At 38.7% G+C, this 26,749-nt stretch carries 26 protein-coding genes and 1 other annotated feature; of the genes, 7 read left to right on the top strand and 19 right to left on the bottom strand.

Translation table 11 applies throughout. The features are described 5' to 3' along the window. Positions 1-115 precede the first annotated feature (115 nt). Entirely contained in the window at positions 116-859 is a 744-nt protein-coding gene (prpE, locus tag KR50_RS07600; protein WP_041056947.1) for a bis(5'-nucleosyl)-tetraphosphatase PrpE, read from the top strand. Positions 860-982: 123 nt separating this feature from the next. Here prpE and KR50_RS07595 read toward each other — a convergent pair whose 3' ends face one another. Genes KR50_RS07595 through KR50_RS07580 form a run of 4 tightly spaced genes read right to left on the bottom strand, consistent with a single transcriptional unit; the run spans position 983 to position 3,823 of the window. Next, positions 983-1,888: an RluA family pseudouridine synthase gene (locus KR50_RS07595; RefSeq protein ID WP_041056944.1), complete on the bottom strand. Its 906-nt coding sequence runs from the start codon at positions 1,886-1,888 to the stop codon at positions 983-985. 14 nt (positions 1,889-1,902) lie between these two features. Continuing rightward, positions 1,903-2,697 (bottom strand): NAD kinase, encoded by a 795-nt coding sequence (locus KR50_RS07590; protein ID WP_041056941.1) that lies wholly within the window; start codon positions 2,695-2,697, stop codon positions 1,903-1,905. A 16-nt stretch (positions 2,698-2,713) separates the two neighbouring features. Next, complete coding sequence (locus tag KR50_RS07585) at positions 2,714-3,394, bottom strand: GTP pyrophosphokinase (protein WP_041056938.1); 681 nt, start codon at positions 3,392-3,394, stop codon at positions 2,714-2,716. 51 nt (positions 3,395-3,445) lie between these two features. Then, a complete protein-coding gene (locus KR50_RS07580) occupies positions 3,446-3,823 on the bottom strand; it encodes a UPF0738 family protein (protein WP_156969488.1) in 378 nt (125 codons plus the stop codon). Between the two features lie 131 nt (positions 3,824-3,954). Here KR50_RS07580 and KR50_RS07575 point away from each other — a divergent pair, with 131 nt between their 5' ends. The 4 genes from KR50_RS07575 to KR50_RS07560 all read left to right on the top strand — a co-directional run bounded on the left by KR50_RS07575 (position 3,955) and on the right by KR50_RS07560 (position 6,788). Continuing rightward, positions 3,955-4,542, top strand: coding sequence for a CYTH domain-containing protein (locus KR50_RS07575; protein ID WP_041056934.1), 588 nt, complete (start codon positions 3,955-3,957; stop codon positions 4,540-4,542). Positions 4,543-4,640: 98 nt separating this feature from the next. Then, positions 4,641-5,297, top strand: coding sequence for a lytic transglycosylase domain-containing protein (locus KR50_RS18810; RefSeq protein ID WP_041056931.1), 657 nt, complete (start codon positions 4,641-4,643; stop codon positions 5,295-5,297). Positions 5,298-5,532: 235 nt separating this feature from the next. Then, positions 5,533-5,934, top strand: coding sequence for a globin domain-containing protein (locus KR50_RS07565; protein ID WP_041056928.1), 402 nt, complete (start codon positions 5,533-5,535; stop codon positions 5,932-5,934). Further along, positions 5,931-6,788, top strand: coding sequence for a ClpXP adapter SpxH family protein (locus tag KR50_RS07560; RefSeq protein WP_041056925.1), 858 nt, complete (start codon positions 5,931-5,933; stop codon positions 6,786-6,788). The genes KR50_RS07565 and KR50_RS07560 overlap by 4 nt, the downstream gene beginning before the upstream one ends. Positions 6,789-7,496: 708 nt before the next feature. On the opposite strand, the gene pepF is transcribed toward KR50_RS07560, so the two are convergent. From pepF to KR50_RS07525, 6 genes are all read right to left on the bottom strand, one after another. Beyond that, positions 7,497-9,320, bottom strand: a complete 1,824-nt coding sequence (pepF, locus tag KR50_RS07550; RefSeq protein WP_041056919.1) for an oligoendopeptidase F — start codon at positions 9,318-9,320, stop codon at positions 7,497-7,499. A 75-nt stretch (positions 9,321-9,395) separates the two neighbouring features. Next, the gene (locus KR50_RS07545; protein WP_041056916.1) at positions 9,396-10,607 is read right to left on the bottom strand and encodes a competence protein CoiA; all 1,212 of its coding nucleotides are present in this window, start codon (positions 10,605-10,607) and stop codon (positions 9,396-9,398) included. 84 nt (positions 10,608-10,691) lie between these two features. Next, on the bottom strand, positions 10,692-11,345 hold the full coding sequence (gene mecA, locus KR50_RS07540; protein ID WP_041056914.1) for an adaptor protein MecA: 654 nt from the start codon (positions 11,343-11,345) through the stop codon (positions 10,692-10,694). A gap of 384 nt (positions 11,346-11,729) precedes the next feature. Continuing rightward, a complete protein-coding gene (spxA, locus tag KR50_RS07535) occupies positions 11,730-12,125 on the bottom strand; it encodes a transcriptional regulator SpxA (RefSeq protein ID WP_041056911.1) in 396 nt (131 codons plus the stop codon). Between the two features lie 282 nt (positions 12,126-12,407). After that, positions 12,408-12,980: a GNAT family N-acetyltransferase gene (locus KR50_RS07530; protein ID WP_041056909.1), complete on the bottom strand. Its 573-nt coding sequence runs from the start codon at positions 12,978-12,980 to the stop codon at positions 12,408-12,410. 372 nt (positions 12,981-13,352) lie between these two features. Further along, positions 13,353-14,549, bottom strand: coding sequence for a putative glycoside hydrolase (locus tag KR50_RS07525; RefSeq protein ID WP_041058122.1), 1,197 nt, complete (start codon positions 14,547-14,549; stop codon positions 13,353-13,355). 225 nt (positions 14,550-14,774) lie between these two features. Next, positions 14,775-15,017 (top strand) — a binding site (T-box leader). 57 nt (positions 15,018-15,074) lie between these two features. On the opposite strand from KR50_RS07525, the gene trpS reads away from it, so the two are divergent. Then, a complete protein-coding gene (gene trpS, locus KR50_RS07520) occupies positions 15,075-16,061 on the top strand; it encodes a tryptophan--tRNA ligase (RefSeq protein WP_041056906.1) in 987 nt (328 codons plus the stop codon). Positions 16,062-16,130: 69 nt separating this feature from the next. On the opposite strand, the gene KR50_RS18470 is transcribed toward trpS, so the two are convergent. From KR50_RS18470 to KR50_RS07495, 6 genes are all read right to left on the bottom strand, one after another. Next, complete coding sequence (locus tag KR50_RS18470) at positions 16,131-16,304, bottom strand: hypothetical protein (protein ID WP_156969487.1); 174 nt, start codon at positions 16,302-16,304, stop codon at positions 16,131-16,133. A 139-nt stretch (positions 16,305-16,443) separates the two neighbouring features. Then, positions 16,444-17,391 (bottom strand): ABC transporter ATP-binding protein, encoded by a 948-nt coding sequence (locus KR50_RS07515; protein ID WP_041056903.1) that lies wholly within the window; start codon positions 17,389-17,391, stop codon positions 16,444-16,446. After that, on the bottom strand, positions 17,391-18,449 hold the full coding sequence (locus KR50_RS07510; protein WP_041056901.1) for an ABC transporter ATP-binding protein: 1,059 nt from the start codon (positions 18,447-18,449) through the stop codon (positions 17,391-17,393). The genes KR50_RS07515 and KR50_RS07510 overlap by 1 nt, the downstream gene beginning before the upstream one ends. 16 nt (positions 18,450-18,465) lie before the next feature. Next, positions 18,466-19,491, bottom strand: a complete 1,026-nt coding sequence (opp3C, locus tag KR50_RS07505) for an oligopeptide ABC transporter permease (RefSeq protein ID WP_269746070.1) — start codon at positions 19,489-19,491, stop codon at positions 18,466-18,468. A 2-nt stretch (positions 19,492-19,493) separates the two neighbouring features. Then, positions 19,494-20,423, bottom strand: coding sequence for an oligopeptide ABC transporter permease (gene opp3b, locus KR50_RS07500; protein WP_041056898.1), 930 nt, complete (start codon positions 20,421-20,423; stop codon positions 19,494-19,496). A 134-nt stretch (positions 20,424-20,557) separates the two neighbouring features. Continuing rightward, positions 20,558-22,249: a peptide ABC transporter substrate-binding protein gene (locus KR50_RS07495; RefSeq protein ID WP_041056895.1), complete on the bottom strand. Its 1,692-nt coding sequence runs from the start codon at positions 22,247-22,249 to the stop codon at positions 20,558-20,560. Positions 22,250-22,529: 280 nt separating this feature from the next. Here KR50_RS07495 and KR50_RS07490 point away from each other — a divergent pair, with 280 nt between their 5' ends. After that, entirely contained in the window at positions 22,530-22,877 is a 348-nt protein-coding gene (locus KR50_RS07490; RefSeq protein ID WP_232304266.1) for a DUF3899 domain-containing protein, read from the top strand. A gap of 199 nt (positions 22,878-23,076) precedes the next feature. Here the strand turns inward: KR50_RS07490 and opp4C are convergent, their stop codons facing one another. The 3 genes from opp4C to opp4A are packed head-to-tail and all read right to left on the bottom strand — an operon-like array spanning position 23,077 to position 26,724. Continuing rightward, positions 23,077-23,982, bottom strand: a complete 906-nt coding sequence (gene opp4C / locus KR50_RS07485) for an oligopeptide ABC transporter permease (RefSeq protein WP_041056892.1) — start codon at positions 23,980-23,982, stop codon at positions 23,077-23,079. A 16-nt stretch (positions 23,983-23,998) separates the two neighbouring features. Further along, entirely contained in the window at positions 23,999-24,964 is a 966-nt protein-coding gene (gene opp4B / locus KR50_RS07480; protein ID WP_041056889.1) for an oligopeptide ABC transporter permease, read from the bottom strand. A gap of 32 nt (positions 24,965-24,996) precedes the next feature. Beyond that, a complete protein-coding gene (gene opp4A / locus KR50_RS07475; RefSeq protein WP_041056886.1) occupies positions 24,997-26,724 on the bottom strand; it encodes an oligopeptide ABC transporter substrate-binding protein in 1,728 nt (575 codons plus the stop codon). Positions 26,725-26,749 lie beyond the last annotated feature (25 nt).

The raw sequence follows: 26,749 nt of genomic DNA, 5'->3' as shown, positions 1-26,749 counted from the left end.
GTTCACACTCCCTTCCCGGAGATTTAAATCAACATTATACTAGCAGATTCTAAGATGCCTGTCTCTACTTAATTACAGTAACCACCAAATACATATTAAAAACAGGAGGATCTATATGAAGATTGATGTTATAGGGGATATTCATGGTTGTCGTGCAGAATGGATTGACCTGACAAAAAAGCTTGGTTACAGCTGGGCATCCGGCATACCCATACATCCTGGCGGCAGGAAGCTTGGGTTTGTTGGAGATTTAACCGATCGAGGTCCGGATTCTTTAGGTGTAATCCAAGACGTCTATACTCTAATTAAAGAAGACCAAGCATACTACGTCCCTGGCAATCACTGCAATAAGCTTTACCGTTACCTTAAAGGAAACAATGTAAAGATTATTCACGGACTTGAAACTACAGTCGCTGAAATAAAAGCACTGCCACCTCAAAAACAGCGCTTAATTACTGCCCAATTTAAAGAACTGTATGAAAAATCTCCACTTTATCATGTACTTGATGATGCCGGACTCGTCATTGCACACGCAGGAATCAGACATGATGACATAGGGAAGATGAGTAAACGGATAGAATCTTTCGTATTTTACGGAGACGTAACGGGCGAGACAACTGAAAAAGGGCTGCCTGTTCGAAAGGACTGGGCGAAGGAATACAAAGGAGATTCATTTATCGTATATGGCCACACTCCGGTTCATGAAGCAAGGTTCAAAAATAACTCTGTTAATATTGATACGGGGGCGGTTTTTGGCAATCAACTGACAGCCATACGCTATCCCGAAATGGAAATTGTGTCTCTCCCATCGTCTATGCCATACAATAAGGAAAAATTTAGAGATATGGATTTCCTTTAAACCGTTTAATGCGGCTCCTTGCAAAAAGAACAAAGTGCAAAATAAAGAATGTCTACAGCTAAATGTTTTTCTGCAGACATTCCTCTTTGCCTTTTAATTGAGTTTTAATGAGAGTCTTTACCGTTAAGTACTAAAGCGAATGCGGTCCAATAGAGAACGGATATCTGCAGGCGGCTCTGCTTTAAAACTCATTTCTTTTTTTGTAAGAGGATGAATAAAAGTCAGTTCTCTCGAATGCAGTGCCTGCCTTTGAATGACATCTCTTTTTCCTCCATATAGATCGTCTCCAACAATTGGGTGACCCAAATGATTTAAATGTACCCTTATCTGATGTGTTCTTCCTGTCTGTAATTTTAATTCCACTGCACTGTAAAAATTATTTTGATCAATTAAGCGATAATCTGTCACAGCCTGCTGTCCATCCTGTCTTACTTCTCTTTCAATGATACTTGTGCTTTTTCTGCCGATCGGCGCACATACCCTTCCAACTGGCGGGTTAATTTCCCCATGTATGATGGCCAAATAAGATCTGCTGACCTTGTTTTGCTTCTGAAGCTTTCCGATCAAATGGTGAGCGTGCGCATGTTTGGCAATTAGCATGAGGCCCGATGTATCACGGTCAAGTCTGGTAGCGATATGAACTGCTCCGGGATACTGCCTGCTATCATACATTCCTGCAACGGCATTGGCGATGCTTCCTGACATCTGCTCTCTTGATGGGATGCTGTTCATATAGGGCGGCTTGTTTATAATCAAAACATCATCATCTTCATATACCACGTCTAGTTTAATCAATTCAGGCAATAAAGTTTGGCTCCTGTTTTCAACAGGAAATTGCACTTCTACTCTATCCCCGCTTTTTATGAGCGTACGAACTGTAGATTCTACTCCATTTATTTTTATCGTACCTCCATTATATTTAATGTCGGTTAACGATCTTTTGGATATTTCTTTTATTTTAAGGAATTCTCTAAGAAGGATTGATTCATTTTCATCCACAACCCACTGTAATCTGACTCGCTTATCCATTTTTACTCCAATCCTTACCCATCAATAAATGAATCATGAACTCTTTTCCAAAAAGGAAAAGGCCGAAAGCGTGCAAATCGGATCTTCTCATCTGCCACCCGGTATTGAATCGATTTAACATCTTTATGTACAAGTGTAAGATGGTCAATTGTAATAAGAAAATCGGAGCGATTCACCGGCTTTAGCATACATGTGTGATGAGCCGGCATGATTAAAGGAGAACCTACTGTTCGAAACACCCGATTATTAATGGATGCCATTTCTGCCAGTTGAATGGAGGGCAAAGAAGGGTGAATAATCGCTCCTCCTAACGCTTTGTTGTAAGCAGTGCTGCCTGATGGAGTGGATAAACAAAGACCATCTCCCCTGAAGATTTCAAAATGCTGTCCCCGGATTTCAACATCCATGACAAGGGTCCCATCAACACTCTTTACTGTAGATTCATTCAATGCCAGATATCTTGTTTCCCTGCCTCCGCTTTTATAACGGATTATGGCTTCAATTAATGGATATTCAATAATTTGATATGGCGTTTTAGCGATCGCAATGACCAGTTTCTCAATTTCATCCGGCACCCAGTCGGCGTAAAAACCTAAATGACCTGTATGTACACCTACAAAAGCTGTTTTCGATAAACGTGAACTATAGCGGTGAAAAGCATAAAGAAGCGTTCCGTCACCACCTACCGATATGACAATCTCCGGCTCTTCTTCATCCCATTCCATATTAAAATCTTTTAAATATGACTTCATCTTGTGCATAAGTGCATTCGATTTCGCATCGCCTTTTGAGGTTATTGCAAATTTCACTACAGATCGCCTCCCATCAATGACTATCTCCATAATTTTTTCTCCGGCTTGATCGTTCTTTACTTTTGTCTTTCATTTGGTCTTCTTTTTTTTCCTGAAAGAATGCCTGGGCTTCCTGGATTTCTTCCCGGATTTCTGACATTTCCTCATCAAGCCTGAACGCTGCTTCAGCCGCACGCTGCAGACGATTTTGTATTTCTTTTGGAAACTGTCCCTGGTATTTATAGTTTAAGGAGTGTTCCACCGTTGCCCAGAAATTCATTGCAAGCGTCCTGATTTGTATTTCGGCCAGTATCCGCTTTTCACCCTTTATTGTTTCAACCGGATATTCAATAATAACGTGATATGAACGGTACCCGCTCTGCTTCTTATTTGAAATATAATCTTTTTCTTCTATTATAATAAAATCTTTTCGCTGTCTCAGTAATTCTACTACTTTTTCAATGTCATCCACGAACTGGCACATCATTCGCAGTCCTGCGATATCCTGCATGTCTGAGGCCAGTTTTTCCAACGGGACTGATTTTTCATTTGCTTTATCTAAAATACTTGCAATTGGTTTGACCCTGCCAGTAACAAATTCGATGGGCGAGTGAGTGTACTGCAACTGAAACTGAGTTCTCATGCCTTTTAATTTGATTTTCAACTCATCTACGGCTTGTTTATATGGTTCTAGAAAAGATTCCCAATGATTCATTCACATCACCCCATGCTTTAATGACATCCGGCACTAGTTCGATCGAGTCCCTTATCCCTTTATAAAAATAGATTCCACCTTTTCAACCATAGCATCTCCGTAATTGCTGTTTCCTTCGATATTAAGAACAAGATCATTTAACTCTTCTTCAAGCTGTTTTAACTCCATTTTATTTTCGCCAATATGAACGTTAATCTTTTGATTTTTTTTCATCGCTTCTATTAGTTCAGGCCATATAAAGTCGGGCAGATACAAATATGTATATTCACTTTTCTCTTCTGCTAGATAAACAAAGGAAAGCTCTTCAGAATCAACAATTACCTGTCCTGTTGGTTCAAGTTTGCCAATTTCATCTGTTTGTTCTCCTTTTAGGATCAATTCACTATTCATTTCAATCGCTTGATTCAGCCAAACTTTCTTTCTAATCAACTTTATTACCCCTTCCTGCCGATTATCTATCTCCATCTTATCATATTCACCTTAAATCTTGCATAATGCCATTGCAGATATCGGTAAAAGAAAGGATAATAAAGGGACAAGAAGTAAAGGAGCGAATTAACTTGTCTCAGGAATTAGAAATAGAATTTAAAAATTTACTTTCAAGAGAAGAGTATCTGCTTCTGTGCGATACATTCCATGTTTCAATTAATGACAGCAAAACTCAAAAAAATCACTATTTCGATACACATGCTTTCCACTTAAGAGCGATCCGTTCAGCTTTGCGTATCCGGGAAAAATCTAAAGGCTTCCAGCTTACACTTAAACAGCCTGTTGAAAAAGGAATTCTCGAACATCACCAGTGGATTGATTCTGATGAAACTAATCGCATGCTTAAAGATGGAGGATTGGTTGATGGCGAGATTTCGCAGCTGCTGCAAGGGCAGGAAATTCCCGTGGAACAACTTGTTTATTTTGGCACTCTTGCCACCGACCGAATTGAATTTCCTTATAAAAATGGTTTGCTGGTGTTAGATCACAGTACTTACTTGAAAAAAGAAGATTACGAACTTGAGTATGAAGCAGCAAGTTATGAAGAAGGCGCAGCCATTTTCAAAGAGTTACTTTCAGCCTATAACATTTCAGTCAAAAAAACCGATAATAAAATTGAACGTTTTTATAAAGAAAAAAACCGACAAATACAGACCTGATTGACTATTACCCTGCCGGCTGTTTTGCGAAACTCAATAACTTTACCAACTGAGCGTGGTGTGAGTTACAATCTTTTTCATAATTAGGAGGCTTACCTTTGAACATAAACGCAGTAAAAATGATGATTGATGCACAGGCATTAAAGACGTTAGGTGCATATAATCCTGAGCAGCAAAATACTCAGGAAACACCCCCTACACTCTTCAACCAAATGATTCAGGAATCTATTGCATCCATTTCTGTCAATCAACTGGGGTCAGTGTCTCACTTCCTGAAGGAAAACCAATTTCCTTCAATAGTAAAACCATCTTTAAATGAAAGTCAGCTTTTAACTGCACAAGTGACTCCCCTGCCTGAAAACGATATTTCTTCATCTGCCCCTTCGCTTAACGGAATTATTTCAGAGGCAGCGGCTAAATACAATGTGCCTGAAAAGCTGATCCGTTCCGTGATCCAGCATGAGTCAAATTTTAACCCTGAAGCAGTCAGCCACGCTGGAGCTTCCGGACTGATGCAGCTTATGCCTGGTACAGCCAAATGGCTGGGAGTTAAAAACATTTTTGATCCTAAGGAAAATGTAGAAGCTGGTTCACGCTATTTAAGAGATATGCTTGACCGCTATAACCAAAACCCGAAGCTTGCATTAGCTGCATATAATGCCGGACCGGGTAATGTAGATAAATATGATGGCATACCACCCTTTAAAGAAACTACTCAATATGTTCAAAAAGTGATGAATACATTTAACGCTTAAAAGCTAAAATTCCATTTGCGACTTTATTAATTAGGAAATTGATTTTAAATAAGGTTTGCTGAACTTAAATTTGATATTGCCTCTTCCCTAAACACCAGTCCGTTTAACCGTGCTGGTGTTTTTATCTTGAGGAACGTTCAAGGCGATATATTTGAGAAAAAAGGAACGCGTTGCTACAATGATGATACATTCAATATTTCAGATAGAAAAATAAAGGATAAAGGAGTTATTTTTTATGGTGGATCGAACTCTTACACCTTATGACGTAATCGGTGAGGAAAAACTTTCTGAACTTGTTCTTGCGTTCTATCACCAGGTTGCCAATCATCCTGACTTAAAAAGTATATTTCCTGAAGACTTTACTGAAACCATCCGTAAGCAGCAGCAGTTTTTAACTCAGTACTTGGGAGGTCCTTCAGTTTATACAGAAGAACACGGCCACCCCATGCTAAGAGCCCGTCATCTTCCACATGCCATTACAAAGAGCAGGGCAGATGCTTGGCTTTCATGTATGGAAAAAGCGATGGATGAGGTTGAGTTAAATGAGGGGATCAGAGATGGTCTTTTCCACCGGCTGACACTTACCGCCCACCATATGATTAATACTCCCGAAAAAGCAGAGGGTGATACAGATTGACTGCAAAACATTGGTCTGATGCCAACTGGCAAGAGCTTGAAAAAAAACCGCTAGAAATTTATATGTTTGTAGACCCCATATGTCCTGACTGCTGGTCATTGGAACCTATTATAAAGAAATTAATTATGGAGTATGGGTCGTACATTCGAATTAAATACGTTTTAAAGGGCAGCTTATCCGGCTTAAATAAAAGAGACCGTGCCAACGCGTCCATCCTTTCATCACAAGACAATGCCAGATCACTGAATGGAAATGCTGGACTCAATGGGCATGAATGGCACAGTACTCCTATGACGTCTCCATTTATCGCTTCCGTGGCCATTAAAGCTGCTGAACTGCAGGGGAAAAGGGCAGGCAGCCGTTTCTTGCGCACACTGCAGGAAAGATTATTTCTTAAAGAGCAGGATATCTCAGAGCTTGAAGTTCTTCAAATATGTGCAGACGAAGCTAAGCTTGATCTGGATGAGTTTTGTCAGGATATTCATTCGCCTTCCGCCTCAAAAGCTTTTCAGTGCGATATGAAAATTGCTACTGAGATGGAAGTGCAAAGTACACCTACACTGGTGTTCTTTAACGAAAATATTGAAGATGAAGGCATTAAAGTAGAAGGCGTCTATCCATACGAAGTCTATGTTCAGATTATCGAGGAAATGGTTGGAAATCCAGAAAAGAATCAGCTGCCTACCATTGATGAATTTATTGAACAATTCAAGATCGTTGCTTCCCCTGAATTAGCCATAATATATAATATTAGTGTCCAACAGGCAGAAAAAGAGCTTAAAAAGAGAATGTTTCAACAAAAGATTGAGCAAATCACAACTAAGAATGGAACGTTTTGGCGGTTCCTTTCGTAAACTATTCCATAAGAAAAGCCCTCATCAATGATGAGGGCTTTTCTTTCGAACAAAGGGGATGGGAGAAATTTTTCACGGTCAAACAAAGGGGTATATGTTTGCTTGTGATCAACTTCACACGATTATCTTATCATGTATTTACAAGTAAGACAAGCAAAATGATGGTCTAATTTAAACACCACCCGAATATAGCATTATAAAGGGGGGAAATTATGAGAAAATGGATCGGCTTACTATTGTTTATCCTGGTTGTAGCAGCTTTTATACTTCACTTATTTGCGATGCTCGAGATCTTCCCCCTCTTCCTTTCCTCCATCATATTATTCATTGTTCTTTTTTTGACAATCATATGGGCCACATCAAAAAATCGGTTTCGCGGCTTCTCTAGAACTTTTCCAAAACGCGGGAGATAAAAGACGGCAGGAATTTTAAGTCATGACTAACATATAGAAAGAATGAAATACGTTTATAGGCGGATTTTTTTGAAGTTTTTCCATCTGATTTTTGAACTCACTTCATTGAACGCCCTCCACTTACTCCCCATTTTTAGATAAAAATAAAAGGAAAATGACTATATCCTTGGATATAGTCATTTTCCTTTATTTATTTCGCCGGGAAAGAGATGGGTTCATTGAAAGTTAAGCGCCTGCTCGACTAACTGAGCTCGCCCTCCAGCCCGCATAAAGCTAATATTCTCAGTGACCTTGTCTATAGTTGAGCTAAAAGCTCTTCCATTTCATTCAGCTTTTCTTCAAACACTTTGCATGCTTCTTCAATTGGGGCTGAGGTCGTCATATCCACACCTGCTTTTTTCAGTACATCGATTGGATAATCAGAGCTTCCCGCTTTTAAAAACTTATTGATGTACTCATCAACAGCCGGCTGTCCCTTTTCCAATATAAGCTTGCTTAAAGCTGTTGCTGCACTGTAGCCGGTTGCATATTGATAAACATAATAATTGTAGTAGAAGTGAGGAATTCTAGCCCACTCCAAGCCGATTTCCTCATCGACTATAATCTCTTCACCGAAATATTTTTTATTCAATGCATAATACTCTTCTGTCAGACTATCCGCTGTAAGTGCTTCTCCGTTTTGCTCCTTTTGGTGTATCAAATGTTCAAACTCAGCAAACATGGTTTGACGGAAAACGGTTCCTCTAAAGCCTTCAAGAAAGTGATTAAGAATATATAGACGCTTCTTATTATCTTCAATCGTATTCATTAAATAATCATTTAATAAGGCTTCATTGCAGGTAGATGCAACTTCAGCTACAAAAATAGAATAGCCGCTGTATGGGTAGGGCTGATTTTCACGAGAGTAATAACTGTGAGCACTGTGGCCAAATTCGTGAGCCAATGTAAACAAATTATTTACATTATCCTGCCAGTTCATCAGTATATACGGATTCGTACCATAAGCGCCTGAAGAATAAGCCCCGCTGCGCTTTCCTTTGTTTTCTTCCACATCCACCCAGCGATTTTCAAAGCCTTCTTCAACGACTTTTCTGTACTCTTCCCCTAATGGAGCAAGTCCTTTAATCATTAACTCTTTCGCTTCCTCATATGGCACTTTCATTTTCACATCTTTAACCAGAGGAGTAAACAAATCATACATATGAAGCTCATCAAGACCTAGTACCTTTTTCCGCAGTTGAACGTAACGATGCAGAAGAGGAAGATTTTTATTAACGGTAGTGACCAGGTTCTCATAAACCTCTTCGGGAATACTGTTGGCCGAAAGGGCGGCGTGTCTTGCAGAGTCATAATGACGCACCCTGGCGGAAAAATTATCTTTTTTGACTTGCCCGCTTAATGTAGTGGAAAAAGTATTGCGGAACTTTTCGTACGTACTGTATACCGCTTTAAATGCATCTCTCCTGACACGAGGATCCTCACTTTCAAGAAAGTTAATATACCTTCCGTGAGTAACTTGTACTTCTTCCCCGTTTTCATCCTTAATTGTCGGAAACTCGAGATCGGCATTGTTTAACATACTAAATGTATTACTTGCTGTTCCCAAGACCTCTGAGGCTTGAGCTAAAATCTCTTCTTGACCTTCAGATAAAACATGCGGCCGCTGAGTATTAATTTCTTCAAGTGCATGTTTATATACTTGCAGTTCTTTTTTTTCTTCTAAGAAAAATGTGATTTTTTCTTCTGGAATTGAAAGAATTTCAGGAAGCATAAATGAAAATAAACTGCTGATCTGTGATGCAAGGTTTCCTGCTCTGTCATCAAGCCCCTGATAAAAGGAGTTAGTCGTATCCTGGTCATAGCGCATATGCGAATATGTATAGAGTCTGCCTAACCTCTCCATTATTTTATCTTGTAATTGGAGGGCATTGTACAGATGATCTGCACTTTCGCCGAGGGTGCCCTGTACTTCTTTAGCTTTTTTACCTTCTTCCTGCAACGCTTTATATTCTTTATCCCAATCCTGATCCGAGGCAAAGATATCTTCCAATTTCCAGGTCATTTCTTCCTTAACCTGACTTCGATCCTGTAACTTCTTAACTGAAGCACTGTTTGCCATTATCTAGTTCCTCCTCTAATCATTCTATACTTTCCTATTTTCTCTTTTTTATCCTATTCTTGCAACTATTCCTGACTATTTATTTAGTGACTCTAAAATAATGCCCTGATACTTCCTCCAAAATTGAGCTTTCATTTCATTCATATCAGAAACATGTTTTATCACAGCAAATGGGTGCCCTAAAGATAGTATGAACCCATTTTGATTTTTTACAATTACACCGATTTTTTCAAGCATATACAAATAATCCGTGACAACTGTTTCTAACCCATCCAATTGATACGGATGAATAAAACGCATATTCAGATGTGTACGATCGACATATTCTTTCATTTTTTTAAAAATGAAATCCACTGACAAGGGATCCGAATTAATTGTATCATTTAAGAATAAAAGATATAAATATGCCTGCCACTCAGGATCAGGCTCTTTAATAAAAACAGAATGTCTGACAGGAATGCCTACCCAAGGGGGAATTAACTGGAGGTTTACTCTCTGTTGATAAAACGTGTTCAATAGTTCATCCATGCAGCCCCTGCCATGAGCTAATCTTGTTTCCAGCCAACTGCTCCTATGGTCTTGATGTGCTTTTAAATCTTTTGAAGAATAAATGTATGGCTGAAGAGGAAAATTCGGGAACTGAATTTTTTCTAAGGAGTGAGAGAAACCAGAGAATAAAAATGTGGATTTAGTCAGGGGAAGCAGATTATTAAACGTGCGAAAAGACTGTTGTACATGATCATAGGACAGGAGATAAAACTGTTTGAGGAAGGGAGAGTAACGAATAAATTGCTGGTGGAATGCAGAAAAGGAGATTTTATTTCTTACTGGTTTGCTTAGCACATCATAAGATAGTAGCCATACTGGAACAATATCATTTACTGTGTACTCTGTTGTTCTTTTAGCGAACTGTGCAAGTGAAATTCTCGAACGCTGAAATTCAATTGCGTATTCCTTGTTAAGAAATCGAACACCGATATCCGCCCGCTGCTTAAATTTGGGGTAAATTTTTTCGATTTCTGCTTCTATTGATGACTTCCGCAGCCAATTGTAAAGTTGTAATTTTGCTTCTATATGTTCAGGTGATTCAGGCTCGCTAAATCCCCTACACACTTTAGTCGACTGATGTGAAAAATGAGGAATTTTTACATCTCCTACTTTCATTATTACTTTTTCTGAGCATTGAAGGCAAAAGTACGGACGATTTCTCAGCTTTCTTAACTCATCTTTACTGCTGCTCCCATCTAAAAATAATAATTGACCCGATTGATTTCTTGCAATTAACAAAACACCACCTCCTGCTTTATACTCATATTATACGGTATAGCCAACAAAAAAACCCTCTAAGACATTGTCCTAAAGGGCCACTAGTTATAAAAAGTATTTTCGAACATTTGTAAAGACTTTTTCGTTCATTACAACTTTCCCATACTCTTCAAGACGGTGAACAGTAAGTTGGGTTTCTACCCCATACTCCAACAAGAGGCTGAGAATATTTTCAATATCATTTTCTTCAAAGAAATCTTCTTCAAACTCAACGAATAAATAATATACATTTTCGAATGTATATAATTTTGTAATTAACTGTTCGTGGTCAAAGCGCTTAGATAATGAAATCAGATCTTCAAAATCTTTAAATTTCATTGTAAAATCAAGGATATCATCATCTTCATTATCATCCATGTCGAAATGCTCTTCTAAATATTCTTCAATTTGATCGCTTACAGAACCATCTTTTTGTTTGTCTTCCGGAATAGGCAATTCAAAGCGCTGCCCGTCTTTTGTTACCTGCGCTTTCGTTACCAGGATCTCGAGCCCTTTTTCAAGTGCCTGAACTTGTATCCATAGAGGACCTTCAATTGCAAAATCTTCCTCTTGATGCACTTCATCCATCATTTCCCAGAAGAGTTCTTCACTTTTATCTCGATTGTACCAGATTTCTTCGCGATCAAATCCTCTATCTTCAATATCGCCATAAGAAATGTAAAACTTAACTGTGTGATCATTAATGCGTTCTATTTCCATCATTTAACTCTCCCTTCCTGTATGTTGGATGAAGGGAATCCCCCCTTAATCTAGGTCTGATTCGCAACTTTTAAACGATAGGGTGATCTTTCTATATTATTGTATGATAAATAGACCTTAAAGGGAAATCATATTCAGTCCATTTATTAAAACATGATGTAAGAACCTATTGTTCCTAGAGTGTAGACTATTCAGCCGCTAAATTCAAGCAATGCGGCTAGCAATAAATACATTTAAAAATAAGGACTCGATCCCTCTTTAATGTAACTCCTTCAAATCCAGCGGCACCCGTTTTTATTACAAAATATTAGTTAAACAGAAAGAAGTCGTGAAAAAAGACTTATCCCTGTACATCCCAGGACAAGTCTTTTTTATCAGTTAACATTAATTTACCATTTTTTGAGCTTCAAGAAGCTGATACGTACGTACTTTACGTGGTAAGAAACGACGAATTTCGTCTTCATTATACCCAACCTGGAGTCTTTTTTCATCCATAATAATCGGACGTCTTAATAGACCAGGGTTTTCTTGAATTAACTCAAATAAATCTTGAAGAGGTAATGAATCTAGATCCACATCAAGTTTTTGAAAAATCTTAGATCTGGTTGAAATAATTTCATCTGTACCATCTTCCGTCATTCGAAGAACCTCTTTAATTTCTTCAATACTGAGTGGTTCAGAAAAAATATTTCTTTCCGTATATGGAATGTCATGCTCTTCTAACCAAGCCTTGGCTTTTCTACATGATGTGCAGCTAGGTGACGTGAACAAAGTTACCATGAACCATTCACACTCCCTTATATAGTAAAAGATTGTTTTAGGTAACATCTTTATTTAAAACAGCTAAATTAAAATTGTTTTAAAAAGATATTATATGTTTATTATACAGCATTTGTACAAGGATGAATAGAGTTTTAACGAAATTGTCATATTCATGACTTTAAAAGGTTATGAATAATAACATTGAGTACTAAATATACTATTCCCTACTTTGTCAAGAATAAACTAACTTTAAAAAATTTTATCAAATTGATTCTCATTTAGAGTATCTGATTGAAAATACTAAAGTCCGTCCAATACATTTCGGTCATTTTTATCATCGAGCTTTAACACATTGTCCACTGGTTCATATTTTTCACCGTAAAATTTATTGTCTTTATACGTATGAATCATTTCGTAAGTTTTTTTCATTGCATTAAATATTAATTCTTCACTTTCATGTCCGGGAGACCAATATAAAATTTCCATAGGATTAATCTCTTTTGTAGCAAGCGATCTTCTTTTATACCCTATGGAAGTCGCGTGTTCAAATCCCTCTCTTTTATAAAAACGAAGACGTTTCTCAGTATCTGTGTCCTCATAATCGACAGGTTCCACTTCAAGGATAATCGGCTTATTTTTATCTTTTAATTTCTGTATCAGCTTGTGGCCTAAGCCTTCTCCTCTTGCATCTTTTGATACAAAAAGATAATCAATGAACGTAAATGTATCCGTTTCCACATACATTAATACATGCTTTGGACCTTCGTCTTTATGGTAAATATCATTGCGGTCTTTTAAAAGAGCTTCCATATGCTCTTTCGATTTCATTTCCTGTACCGGAAAGTACTCATTTAGTTTTTCATACCAATGCATAATCATTCTCCTTTTTTAGTTTCTTGCAGAATTCAAGATGGTATAGTGTGTGAGGTTTTCAGGGGATTATGTAGATAGATTTTACTTATCTCCATGTACATACCCTTTACATATGGATCTAAACAATAAGAGCCTGGGACAAATTTGTCTCAAGCTCTTAAACCGGTTCACTTCGCTTCAGGCAGTCGTATTCATCAGGGACCGGATGGTTGAGCTCTCCTCAGGCTTTGCCTTGCGGAGTTCTCGCAACCTTCAAATCCTGCCTGAGTCGACGCCTTCCATTGTGCTCACCTCATATGAATAATATAAACTGTCTTATTTTTTTGTTCAGTAATGTCCCGAACCTCGTCGTGCCATTACTATCTCTCCTAATTATTCAGGCAAATAGTCTACACCTTCTGTATAGGTATTTCCTGCATTCCAAAGAAGAAATTCATTAATATCGTTATCATACAAAGCTTGGATTTGCGCTTGCACTTCAGCTGCACCATAAACCATGTAATTACCGGCTCCTAGGTAAGAAGCAGTGAAATCCTGAATCCATGGTCTTGAAATTGGACGTTCATCCAATTCGGCAAGCTTTTCATTTTCTACTTTTGAATACTCATTAATAAGATTATATGGCTCAAGATCCGGCTTATCAATTCCAAAATAAGGAGTCCAGTGACTTGGATAAATCATTGAAGAAATAACGTCCACATGCTCAGAAATACGATTAAAGTTCTGCCCAATTCCAGGTGCTTCTTCAAGGGTTGCTGCATAACCAAAAATATCCACCGAAACGTCCACATCATATGGCTTTAATTGCTCTGATGCATATTCAACAAAATCAGATACAGCATCCACGCGGTAATTGATTCCATCTTCAGAGTTTTTAGCGTATTCACCAAGGTCATACTCTAATGAATCATCGCGTGTTTCAAACCCCTCAGGAAATCGGACATAGTCAAATTGAATTTCCTTGAATCCCATTTTAGCTGCCTCAATCGCTATCTGCACATTATAATCCCAAACTTCTTTCAAAAATGGGTTTACGAAAGATTCTCCTCTTCCATTTGCCCAGACCGCGCCGTTTTCCTTAAAGGAAAGCTCAGGTCTTTTTTCTGCTAATACACTATCCTTAAAAACAACTACTCTGGCAATTGGATAGATTTCATTCTCTTCCAGAACTTCCAGCATTTCTCTCGGATCTTTTATGTACGTGTTTCCAATATCAGAAAATGGTGAACCATCTTCCGGCTTGTACGTAAGATTCCCAAAGTCATCTTTAATATCGATTACCATGGCATTTAGATCCGTGGTATTCATCAGATCTACTAACGTGTTAAATCTTTCTCCTCCTGCGGAATGACCGGTTACATAAATACCTCTTACTGCGTCAGGGTATTCAAATGATAGACCTGAATCATAAACAAATCTCGGCATGGAATCGGGAAATTCCTTTATGGTCTGTACTAACTCCCGGTGATGATGCTCTGAGCCTTTCGCACTTTCCTCTGCCTGAACTGAGCTTATAAATGCCGGAGTCAGTAAAGCTACTACACCAACTGATGCAACTACGTGTTTCAGTGTCACTATGTATCTCTCCCACTAATTCTGATTTCCGTACAACATATGTACTTCTTTATTCTAACAAGTTATGGAATCAATTGAAATGCAGAATGGACTATTTATTTAAAATTCTTGTTAGCCGACACAATTCATCCAATTTGATTATCCGTTTGTCAGCTCTGCTCCTATAATCTTTTGCTTGCTTCTTCATGAAAACATGCTATATAATTATGGCTAACTAAACATTTGGCAATGAAGAAGAGTAGTAAAAGCGCATCGTGTTTTAGAGAGCCTGTAAGTGGTGGAAACAGGTACACATAACGCTTTGAATGGACTTCCGAGCTCCTCGGTGAACAGGATAAGTAGCTAATGGCGTTTGCTCTGCGTTAAAGAGCGGTTTAGTAGTAAACCATAAAGCGGCCGGCCTGTATCTGCAAAGCCGGCAATCAAGGGTGGCACCGCGGAAACGTACCATTCGTCCCTTCTAGAATAGGAATGAATGGTTTTTTTGTGCTTATTTTTAATCATTTAAGGAGGATTTTAATGAAAACGATATTTTCTGGTATTCAACCAAGCGGAACGATCACCCTGGGTAATTATATCGGGGCCATGATGCAGTTCGTTGAGTTACAAAAAGAATATAATTGCTATTTCTGTATTGTTGATCAGCATGCGATTACTTCCCCGCAGGATCGTCTTGCGCTTCGCAAGAATACAAAGAGCCTGGCAGCAATGTATGCAGCAGTTGGCATAGATCCCGCCCATTCAACCCTGTTTATCCAATCAGAAGTACATGCGCACGCTCAGGCGGGCTGGATGCTTCAGTGCATAGCTTATATTGGAGAACTTGAACGCATGACTCAATTTAAGGATAAATCAGCAGGCAAAGAAGGAGTTTCAGCTGGTCTTCTAACCTATCCGCCATTGATGGCTGCAGATATTCTTCTTTACCAAACCGATCTGGTGCCAGTAGGAGAAGATCAAAAACAGCACCTGGAATTGACACGTGATCTTGCAGAAAGATTTAATAAACGATTTAATGATATTTTTACGATTCCTGAAGTTAGAATTCCAAAAGTCGGGGCACGGATTATGTCTCTTCAAGATCCCCTAAAAAAAATGAGCAAATCTGATCCAAATCAAAAATCCTATATTTCAATGCTTGATGAACCGGGACAAATAATTAAAAAGATTAAAAGTGCAGTGACAGACTCAGAAGGAATCGTCCGCTATGACAAAACAAAGAAACCAGGAGTCTCAAATCTTCTTTCCATTTATTCGATCTTGTCTGGAAATTCAGTGGATCAAATTGAAGCAATGTACGACGGCAAAGGCTACGGAGATTTTAAAAGTGATCTTGCAAACGTTGTTGTTGAACACATTAAGCCTATTCAGGATCGATATCATTCGCTTATTGACTCAAAAGAGCTCGATGATATATTAGATGAAGGAGCAGTCAGAGCGAATCAGGTCGCAAGCAAAATGGTGAGTAAAATGGAAAAAGCAATGGGGCTCGGCAGAAAAAGATAACTCCTCTGCGCCTGATTTTCTTGCTACTAATTATACAAACATAGCATAAAAATAATTTAGCCGGCCTGTTCAAACAGCCGGCTTTTTCCGTTTGGTTGCAGAAAGTTGAATTAATAGCGCACCCAGAGGAATTCCATACGTTTCAGTGTGCTTGAGCATGAATAAGATATATTCGCCCACAGTAAATCCTGAAGGAATTAGGTTTAAAAAGACAGCACCATGAATGGTTCCTAAACACAACATGAAAAACCCTGCTATATAGACAGAAAACCTGATCATCAACTCACCTCTGCTCTCCTTCTTCCTACTGTATGAATCATATAAAAAAATTTGCACATAAAAACGAGAAGCTCCCTACTGGAAGCTTCTCGTTTTGTTATAGTTAAAATTGGTTTGTAGCTTTTGAACTGTTGACCATTTCGTTAAATTCTTTTTCAGAGCATAAAACAAAATGTCCTGGAGTTATTTCTCTCATTTTAACTTCGTCATTTTCTCCGTAGCTATGGTCATCAGGATCATATGCTACCCTTACACGACTCCGTTCATGTTCAGGATCTGGAAACGGGATGGACGAGAGCAACGATTTTGTATAAGGATGAAGAGGGTTTCTGTATAATTCATCACTTGTCGTAAGTTCAACCAGGCGGCCGTAGTACATAACACCAATACGGTCACTAATATATTTGACCATCGAAAGGTCATGTGCAATAAAAAGGAATGTTAATCCTTTTTCACGCTGAAGTTTTTTCAGTAAATTTACTACTTGTGCCTGAATGGATACATCCAAGGCAGAGATAGGTTCATCGGCGATGATGAACTCAGGATCTACAGCCAGTGCACGGGCAATCCCAATCCTCTGACGCTGACCTCCTGAAAATTCATGTGGATAACGTCCTGCATGGTCTCTATTTAAACCTACTGTTTCTAATAGATCAAAAACCATTTTAGAACGTTCTTCCTTTGTTTTGGCCAAACCATGAAGATCTATTCCTTCAGCAATGATATCATTGACTTTCATTCGAGGGTTAAGAGATGCGTATGGATCCTGAAAAATCATTTGCATCGTTCTGTTAAATTCTAATGTTTTTGATTTATTTTTTGTATCGTGAACATTTTCACCCTTATAAAGAACTTCACCATCCGTTGCATTATAAAGCCGGATGATCGTACGTCCGGTAGTAGATTTTCCACAGCCGGACTCACCCACTAACCCTAATGTTTCACCTTTATAAATATCAAAGCTGATATCATTTACCGCACGCACTTCATTTTTCTTACCCTTATTGAAATATAGTTTTAAATTTTTGATTTCCAGTAATTTTTCACTCATTAGAACACATCTCCTTCCGTATGATTGTTACCACGGAATTTATGTTGACGTTTTTGCACAGCCAGCGGCGGCTCTACTTCAGGCGCATCCGGATGCAGCAGCCAGGTAGCAGCGTAATGCGTATCTGAGACCTTAAACATAGGCGGTTCTTCTTCAAGATCTATTGTCATAGCATACCGGTTACGTAAAGCAAATGCATCCCCTTTTGGCGGATTTAGAAGGTCTGGCGGAGAACCAGGAATCACAAATAATTCGTCGTCATCAGCATCAATACTAGGCATAGAACTAATTAATCCCCATGTGTAAGGATGCTGAGGATTATAAAAAATTTCATCCACTGTGCCAACTTCAACAATTTTCCCACCATACATTACAGCTACACGATCCGCCACATTTGCCACCACACCTAGATCATGAGTGATAAAAATAATAGACGTATCGATTTTTTTCTGTAAATTCTTCATTAAGTCCAAAATTTGAGCCTGAATGGTCACATCTAGTGCAGTGGTAGGTTCATCTGCAATAAGGACTTTTGGATTGCAGGCTAAAGCTACAGCAATTACGATACGCTGTCGCTGTCCCCCGGAAAACTGGTGAGGATACTGATGAATTCTTGTTTCTGGCTGCGGAAGACCTACCAGTTTAAGAAGCTCAAGCGCACGATCCATTGCCTGTTTTCTGGAAAAACTTTGATGTTTAATAAGTGGTTCTGCTATCTGTTTTCCGATCTTCATTGTGGGATTCAGAGAGGTCATGGGATCCTGGAATATCATTGAAATATCCTTCCCTCTGACTTTTTCCATTTCTTTATCGGATAGCTCTACTAAATTTTTCCCATCAAATAGAATTTCACTGCCTTGTTTAATTTCAGAATTGGATTTAGGAAGAAGCTGCATGATCGATTTTGTTGTTACGGACTTACCGGAACCAGATTCACCGACGATCGCAAGTGTCTCCCCTTTTTTTAAGTCAAAATTAACTCCTCGTATCGCTTTTACTTCTCCAGCGTACGTGTTAAATGAAATATTTAAGTTTTTAACTTGTAAAATACTTTCCATCGTTTTCACCAGCCTTTTAGTCTCTCATTTTCGGATCAAATGCATCTCGTAATCCATCTGCGAGCAGATTAAATGTAATCATTAATAAACTTATAACCACAGCAGGAACGAGCAGCATATACGGATAAAGGAGTATCACTTTAAATCCATCTTCAATTAAAGTGCCCAGTGATGCATCCGGCGGCTGAAGTCCCAAACCAATGAAACTTAGAAATGCTTCAAAGAAAATCGCATTCGGTATCGTAAACATCGTGTTAATTATTATTACCCCTACTAGATTAGGCAATAAATGTTTGTATATAATTCTGAAGTCTCTTGCACCAAGTGTTTTAGATGCGAGCGCAAATTCCTGATTTTTTAACTTTAATACCTGACCCCGGACTACCCTTGCCATAGTTACCCAGCCCGTGATCGCTAATGCAAGTGTGATGGATAATATACCAGGCTCTAAAACTAAGATTAACAGGATTACGATAACAAGGTTTGGTATACCGGATAATATTTCAATTATACGCTGCATTATATTATCTACGCGTCCTCCGAAATAACCGGAAATTGCTCCATAAGATACACCGATTACCATATCAATCGCAGTTGCTAGAAAAGCAATCAATAAAGAAATCCGTACACCTTCCCAAAGACGTGTAAAAAGGTCACGCCCCAAACTGTCTGTTCCAAACCAATAGGATTCTTCAATCTGACGGTCTTCATATGGCGTAAGTGTTACACCATTTCGATTTGTTAATGTCCCGTCAAACGGAAGCCAGCTTACATCTGATATGGCCTCAATTTTAGGAGGTAAATTTGAATGAGCAACGTTCTGACCTGTTGGATGCCCGCTTAAATATGGACCAATCAGCGCCATAATGAATAAAAGAGTCAGTATAACTAAACTCACAATAGCTGCTTTATTTTTCCGAACCCGTAGCCATGCATCCTGCCAAAAACTGAGGCTTGGTTTTTCAATCTTCTCAGCTAATGATTCATCATATTGAGCTTTTTGAAACATTTCTTTAGGAAACTTTTTGTTTGAATTATTCACCATCAGTTTTCACCTCCTGATAGTCGGATCCGCGGATCAATTATACTGTATAAAACATCTACTACCAGCACGATAAAAATGAACAAAGCAGCAAATAAAATGGTTGTACCCATGATGACCGGGTAGTCAAGCACATTAATTGACGTAACAAATTGCTCTCCAAGTCCTGGTATTGCGAAAATCTTTTCAACCACTAAAGACCCCGTCATTAAACTGACTGCGAGTGGACCAAGCACTGTTACAACTGGAATGAGAGCATTTCTTAATGCATGTTTGAATGCAACTTCAAAAGAAGAGGCTCCTTTAGCCCGAGCAAGAACAATGTAGTCAGAGCTTAATACTTCAATCATTTCTGTTCTCATAAATCTCGCTGCAATGGAAATCGGGAAAATCGAAAGTGCAATCGTTGGTAAAATGGAGTATTCCCAGCCCCTCCAAAATGCTACAGGAAGCCACCCTAATTTAACAGCGATAAAATACTGCAAAAGCGCTGCAAATACGAATGAAGGAATTGATTTACCAAGAACAGCTATAAGCGTTGAACCTGAATCAATCCATGTGTTTTGTTTTAATGCACCAATAACACCTAGAAAAATTCCAAAGATCGTTCCGAATATCATGGCTTGTAAACCAAGCATTGCAGAAGGACCAATTCTTCCGGAGATTAAATCTGTTACTGGTGTGTTGCTAAATTGAAAAGAAATTCCTAAATCTCCTTGAATAACATTTGCCATATACCTGAAATACTGTATAGGCAAAGGCTGGTCGAGTCCATATTTAGCTTCCATGATAGCCCGCTGCGATTCTGACAGTTTAGCAGCTGCGGCAAATGGCGAACCCGGAATCAGCTTCATCAAGAAAAAAGTGATTGAAATAATAATGAACAGAGTAAGCAGCATAAACAGGATACGCTGTAAAAGATATTTCCCCACTTGGGACACCTCCATTAAAAAATTTAAACAATTCGACATCTTCTGACATCTCTTATACAGAGTAAAAGAGAGTATATGCAATATACTCTCTTTTAACTCTTTAAAGTTAGCAAATCTAAAACTATTTAGTTTACTTACTCACCAATTGAGATTGGGAAAAAGCTGTACTCAGGTCCAACAAAATGATAAGTGAAGTCACTAACTTTTTCATTTACAAGAATATTAGCTTGACGCTGATAGATTGGGATAATCGCAGCTTCATCTTCAAGAAGTACTTTCTCCGCTTGTTGCAATGCTTCAAAACGCTTGCCTGGCTCGTTAGCGAAAGTAGACTCAGCATCTTTCAGAAGCTTGTCATACTCTTCACTTGAGAATGCCATGTGGTTATTACCGCCATCAGTGATCCATAGATCCGAGAATGAAATAGGATCAAGATAGTCAGGTCCCCAACCAGCAAACTGAAGGTCATAATCAAGGCTTTCGTCACGCTCTAAACGAACGCTGAATGGAACACTTTCAAGATTAATAGTCAAACCTTCAAGATTTGTTTCAAGCTGTTCTGCAATATACTCATCTGTAAGTTTCGCTGTATCAGTGTCTCCACCAAGGTAGCGTAGTTCTACAGTGTCTGTACCAAGCTCTTCTAGTCCAGTTGCCCAGAATTCCTTCGCAGCTTCAAGATCATACTCAAGCATGTCTCCGTTTGCTTCACGGAAATCTGCATCTGTATCAGGATGTGTTACAAATTCTTTTGGCACAGCATAGTTAGCTGGGATTGATCCATTATTTAAGATGTTATCAGTTAAAGCCTGCTTGTCTATAGACATCGCAAGTGCTTTACGGATGTTTACATTTTGCAGTGCTTCATTTGTCTGGTTCATTTTCACCCAGAAAATTGTCGGCTCTAACCATGTTACTAGATTAGGATCGCCTTCATATTGTGGAACAAGTGCTGATGAAAGTTTACTTGTAATGTCCACTTCACCTGACTCATATGAGTTAACAGCTGTTTGTGGATCTTTTACTTCATTAAAAGTAACTTTTTCTAGAGATACATTTTCAGCATCCCAGTACTCTTCATTTTTAGCGTAAGTCCATTCTCCATCTGTGCTTCCATCCCAGTTATCAAGAACGAAAGGACCGTTGTAAAGCAATGTCGCTGCATTTGTAGCGAAATCTTCGCCTTGTTCTTCAACGAACGCTTGATTTTGAGGATAGAATGTTGGGAATGCCATTAGAGATGTAAAATATGAAATAGGTTTTTCAAGTGTAACTTCTAATGTTTTTTCATCAACTGCAACTGCTCCAAGTTCACTTGGATCAGCTCCGTCGTTGAATACTGCAGAAGCACCGGCGATTTTGCCTTCCATTAAGTATGGACCGTAGCTTGAACCGCTTTCCGGATCAAGTGCACGCTGCCAAGCAAAGACAAAGTCTTCTGCTGTTACAGGCTCTCCATTTGACCATACTGCGTCTTCTTTAATAGTAAAGGTATAAACCGTACCATCTTCGTTTACTTCAGGTTCTCCATCAGCAAGTGCTGGAACAGCTTCCTGATCTGCATTTAAGCGGAAAAGACCTTCCATAACATTGTTCATTGTTGTGAAACTGATTGTATCTGATGCAAGCATTGTGTCCATTGCAGGAATGGCAGATGTTTCAATTACACGAAGCTCTTGTGGTGCATCTGATTCAGTCTCTTCTGCTGCATTGTCGTCGCCTGAAGCGTCGCCAGCAGACTCGTCAGCATCTTCTCCCCCAAAACATGCTGTCAAGAACACGCTGAGTGCAAGCATAAGTACTAAAAGAAGTGAATACTTTTTCATTCTTTCGTGACCTCCCTTAAATTATCAGAAAATAGTTACAAGGTTAATTATACTTTTTTTTTTATATTTGTACATACGTTTTGTAAAAAAAGTTAAGATTTTTTTAATTTTAATACTGTTTTACTATATTAATAAGGTGTTTTAACGGTTTTGTAATGATTTTAATGTTTAAATTGATATTGGTGAAGATTCAGTAATTAATTTTATTTGTATACTTTAATATCAACGATTAAAATAAAACAGGAGTAAGTATCTTAAGGAGTGTTTGCAATTGAAGAAAATGTTTCTGGTCTCAATGATCATTGGCTACGGCCTAAGCTTGTTTATAATCCTTCTTTACTACAGGGAAGTTAGTCTCCTCTCCTTTATCAATGCTACTTTTTTTGTAGGCGGAGCCTATTTGTTTTTTTCACTTACGGTGTATATTCTAAGCACAGGGTTTTTTGACATCGTATCAAACAGCTTTAGAAGAGTGTTTTCATTTTCAAAGCCAATGAATAAAGAAGAGGCTGAAGAAATGAGAAGTCTTTCAGAGGCTATATCCATCGTCCAGGTTAAGCCTATATTACAAAGCGGCATAGTAATAGTGGGAAGTATGGGAATCGCATTAATAATTTACTATCTTTAAATAGTTTCTAACTAATATTAGCATTGTTTGTTGCAAATACTTAATTACAATTATATCCATTTTAACCGATTAAAGCGGCGCAGTTATGCAAGGGTGAGGCTTTTGAACAGTCGTTCAATGATCTATTATGAAATTATTTTCAAATTTATGTAAAAAAATAACTAAAAAAATCACTGTCCATGAGGACAGTGATTTTTTATTACCGATTTGATTTAGGATTAAATGCGTCCTTTAAACCCTCACCAATGAAGTTAATGGATAAGATCGTGATCGTCAAAATAATTGCAGGCGGCATCCAAATCCATGGCTTATCTCTCAGCACATCGGCTTCCTGTGAAGCTGAAAGCATATTTCCCCAACTTGGAATTGACTGCGGTACTCCAAAGCCTAAAAACCCCAGAGCGGATTCTGCTACGATTAATGTCGCAAATGTTACAGTAGCTTGTACGATAATGGTTGAAAGGACATTTGGAAGCAAGTGTTTCATGATTACTTTCGATGGTTTGCATCCTATTGATATGGCAGCCAGAATATACTCATTTTCTTTTTCAGCAAGAATTTTACTTCTCACGATTCTGGCCACTCCGCCCCAGCTGAGCAGGCTAATTACACCAATTAATACCCATAAACCATTTACAATTCCGAATAATATGGTATTTAACACTATTACAAACACTAAGAAAGGAAAATTAAGTACAAAATCAGTAAACCTCATTAACAATCCGTCTACAAATCCCCCATAAAAACCTGCGATCGAACCGACTATTGTACCAAACAAGATTACTAAAAATGTACAGGTTACACCTACCAGCAGTGATATTCTTCCGCCGTACAGCAATCTAGTAAAAACATCCCGGCCTGACTTGTCTGTTCCTAACACATGTTCTCCGCCTGGCTCAAGCGACATCTGGCTTATGTTTACCTTTGTGATATCTTGAGTTGTGATATAGGGTGCTAGAACTGATATTATAATGACACTCAACAAGAAAAAGCTACTAACCATTGCTAGCTTATTGCGAAGAAATTTTCGTCTGGCTATCGCAAAAGGAGACATATTAATGGGTTTTTCCTGTCGGTTCATTTCATTTGCTGTTACATTCACCATTGGTAGTCCTCCTTCATTAATCTAGACGAATTCTTGGATCAACAACACCATACAAAATGTCGGCAATTAAATTTCCGACCAATGTTAATAAAGATAACAGCATCGTGATCGCCATCATAGTTGGGTAATCATTTGTGGTTACAGAGTTAAGAAACAGCTGCCCTATACCTGGATAGGTAAAAATGGTCTCTGTAATAATGGCTCCACTAATAATGGTGGCTATATCAAATCCAAGAAAAGTGATTAATGGAATAATGGAGTTACGCAAAATATGAACGTTATAGATCTTGGAAGTGGCAGTCCCTTTGGCACGTGCCGTACGTACAAAGTCTTTGCGACTATTTTCTATAATATCATTACGCAAAAATTGCGTATAGCTTGCAGTAGCCAATGCCCCAAGGACAATTGCAGGCATAATCACGTGGTGAATTCTGCTCAGCCAATAATCAAGGGTGCCTTCTTGAAGTCCAACTTCAACTGATCCTGCATAAGGAGTCCACCCTAAGTTAAAGGAGAAAATATAGATCGCAAACACACCCGCAATAAAGGATGGAATGGCCAAACCGAGGTAATTTAATCCTCCAATAACATGATCTCCAATTGTATAAGGTTTTCGACCTGCAAAAATCCCCATTGAGAAAGCTAGGATGTAAGTAATTAATAGTGATGATACCCCTAAGAAAACCGTATTCGGTATTCTTTCCATTATCAAATCAGATACTGGCATTTTATATCGTGTTGATTTTCCAAAATCACCTTGTACAAACCCTTTGACCCAATCAAAGTATTGAACAGGAAGCGGATCATTATAACCAAGTTTCTCACGCATTTCTGCTATGTACTCTGGATTTGTATTGTTTGGATCAATTTCTCCAGAGAGAGAATCTCCCGGCATCGCTTTCGCCAGGAGAAACACTACAATGGAGATAAGGAGAAGCATTGGAATCATACCGATTATACGTCGAATTGTATACTTTAGCATAAGTATTCTCCTTATCTAACATAAACTGCTGATTATTCTTTTACAGACCACTCGTAAGGAAGGTTTGGTCCTGATACATCATAAGTAACATTTTCAACACGGCTGCTAAGTGCTGCAATTTCCTGAAGTTCAGCAATGAAGATCATTGGAATATCTTCAGAAATAAGCTGCTGCCATTCTTTATAAATTTCTGCACGAGCTTCTTCATCGTCACCTACAACTTCAATATTAAGTGCATCTGCAAGAAGCTTGTCTGATTCTTCATTTTTGTAACGTGGGTAGTTCCAGATCTGATCTGATCCCCAAAGTCCTGTTGGATCCGGATCAGCACCAGTAGACCATCCGCCAAAGAATGTCTCAATCGCAGGATCATCTTTTTCTACCATATCGTAATAAAGATTTACTTCTGTCATTTCAACTTCTGCCTGAATTCCAACTTCCTGCCAGTACTGAACAATAGCCTGTGCACGCGTTTCAAAAGTCGGGTTCGTTGTTTGATAGTGAGAGAACTTCGCAACAAACTCATCACCATTTGGATCTTCTACAAAACCGTCACCATTTACATCTTCATAGCCTGCTTCTGCAAGAAGTTCTTTTGCTTTTTCAGGATCATACGCATAAGTAGAAAGATCTGCTGAATCAGCTGCAATCCAGTGACTTGATGGTACTGGACCATCTACAGGAGATCCATAACCGAAGAAGAATGCATCAATCCATTCCTGACGGTTTATCGCATGAGCCATTGCTTTACGAAGATTTGGATCAGCGTATTTCTCTTTGTCTTCTGTAATTTCATTTGTTTCAGAGTTAAATGTTCCTAGTTTAAATCCAACATAGTAATAAGAAAGACCAGGATATGTAACTAGTTCTACATTATCCAATGCTTCCACTTCTTCACCATTTACAGGTGCAAGTGAAATCATATCGATATCTCCCTGTCCAAGGGCTCCAACAACAGTTGAGCTGTCAAGAACACGGATATTAATTCCGTCAAGTTTAGGCTCGCCTCTCCAGTAATCTTCAAATTTCACAAGTTCAATTGATTCTCCAGGAACGATGTTTTCTACTTTGAAAGCACCTAGTCCAACTGGATTTTGACGAACTTGCTCTGAAGCTGACATATCTGCTACTTCAATTCCTTCGAACTGAGCACGTGACATTGGGTAAGACCATACATTTACGAGATTATTGACACGCGCTTCGTCAAATGTGATTTCAAGCGTGTACTCATCGATAACGTTTAGACCTGAAATGCTGTCTGCTTCGCCTTCGCGGAATGCAGGTGCGCCTTCAATTGTCTGAACGTTGGCATAGCGTGATCCGTCGTAGTCAGGGTGAGCGATCGTTTCAAGTGCGAACACCCAGTCTTCTACTGTTAGTTCAACACCATCGTGCCACATAACGCCTTGTTCAAACTTGAACGTGAATACTTTGTTATCTTCCGTTTCCCATGAAGCAATCCCCGGCTCAGGCTGAAGATTTTCATCGTATGTGAATAATGCTTCATCAAAAAGGTCAATTACATCTGCATCTGTTACAATTCCGTAAAACGCTGGATTGAATAGTCCCTCAGGAGCTGATTCGAATCCATAAGTCAATGTACCGCCTGAAGCGCCTTCTTCAGACCCTTCTTCGCCATCCGTTGTTTCCCCGCCTGTTTCATTTTCGTTTTCTGATGAACTGTCAGAGCTGCACGCTGCCAAAAAAGCAGATAGGATCAATAGCATAATCATCAATAATTGTAATGGCTTCTTTTTCATTCTGTTCCCCCCAAATTGTTTTCAA

It is taken from the genome of Jeotgalibacillus campisalis, assembly GCF_000829515.1.
GTDB lineage: Bacteria > Bacillota > Bacilli > Bacillales > Jeotgalibacillaceae > Jeotgalibacillus > Jeotgalibacillus campisalis.
Note: the sequence above shows the minus strand (reverse complement) of the source record. Positions and strands in the feature narration are given on the sequence as shown.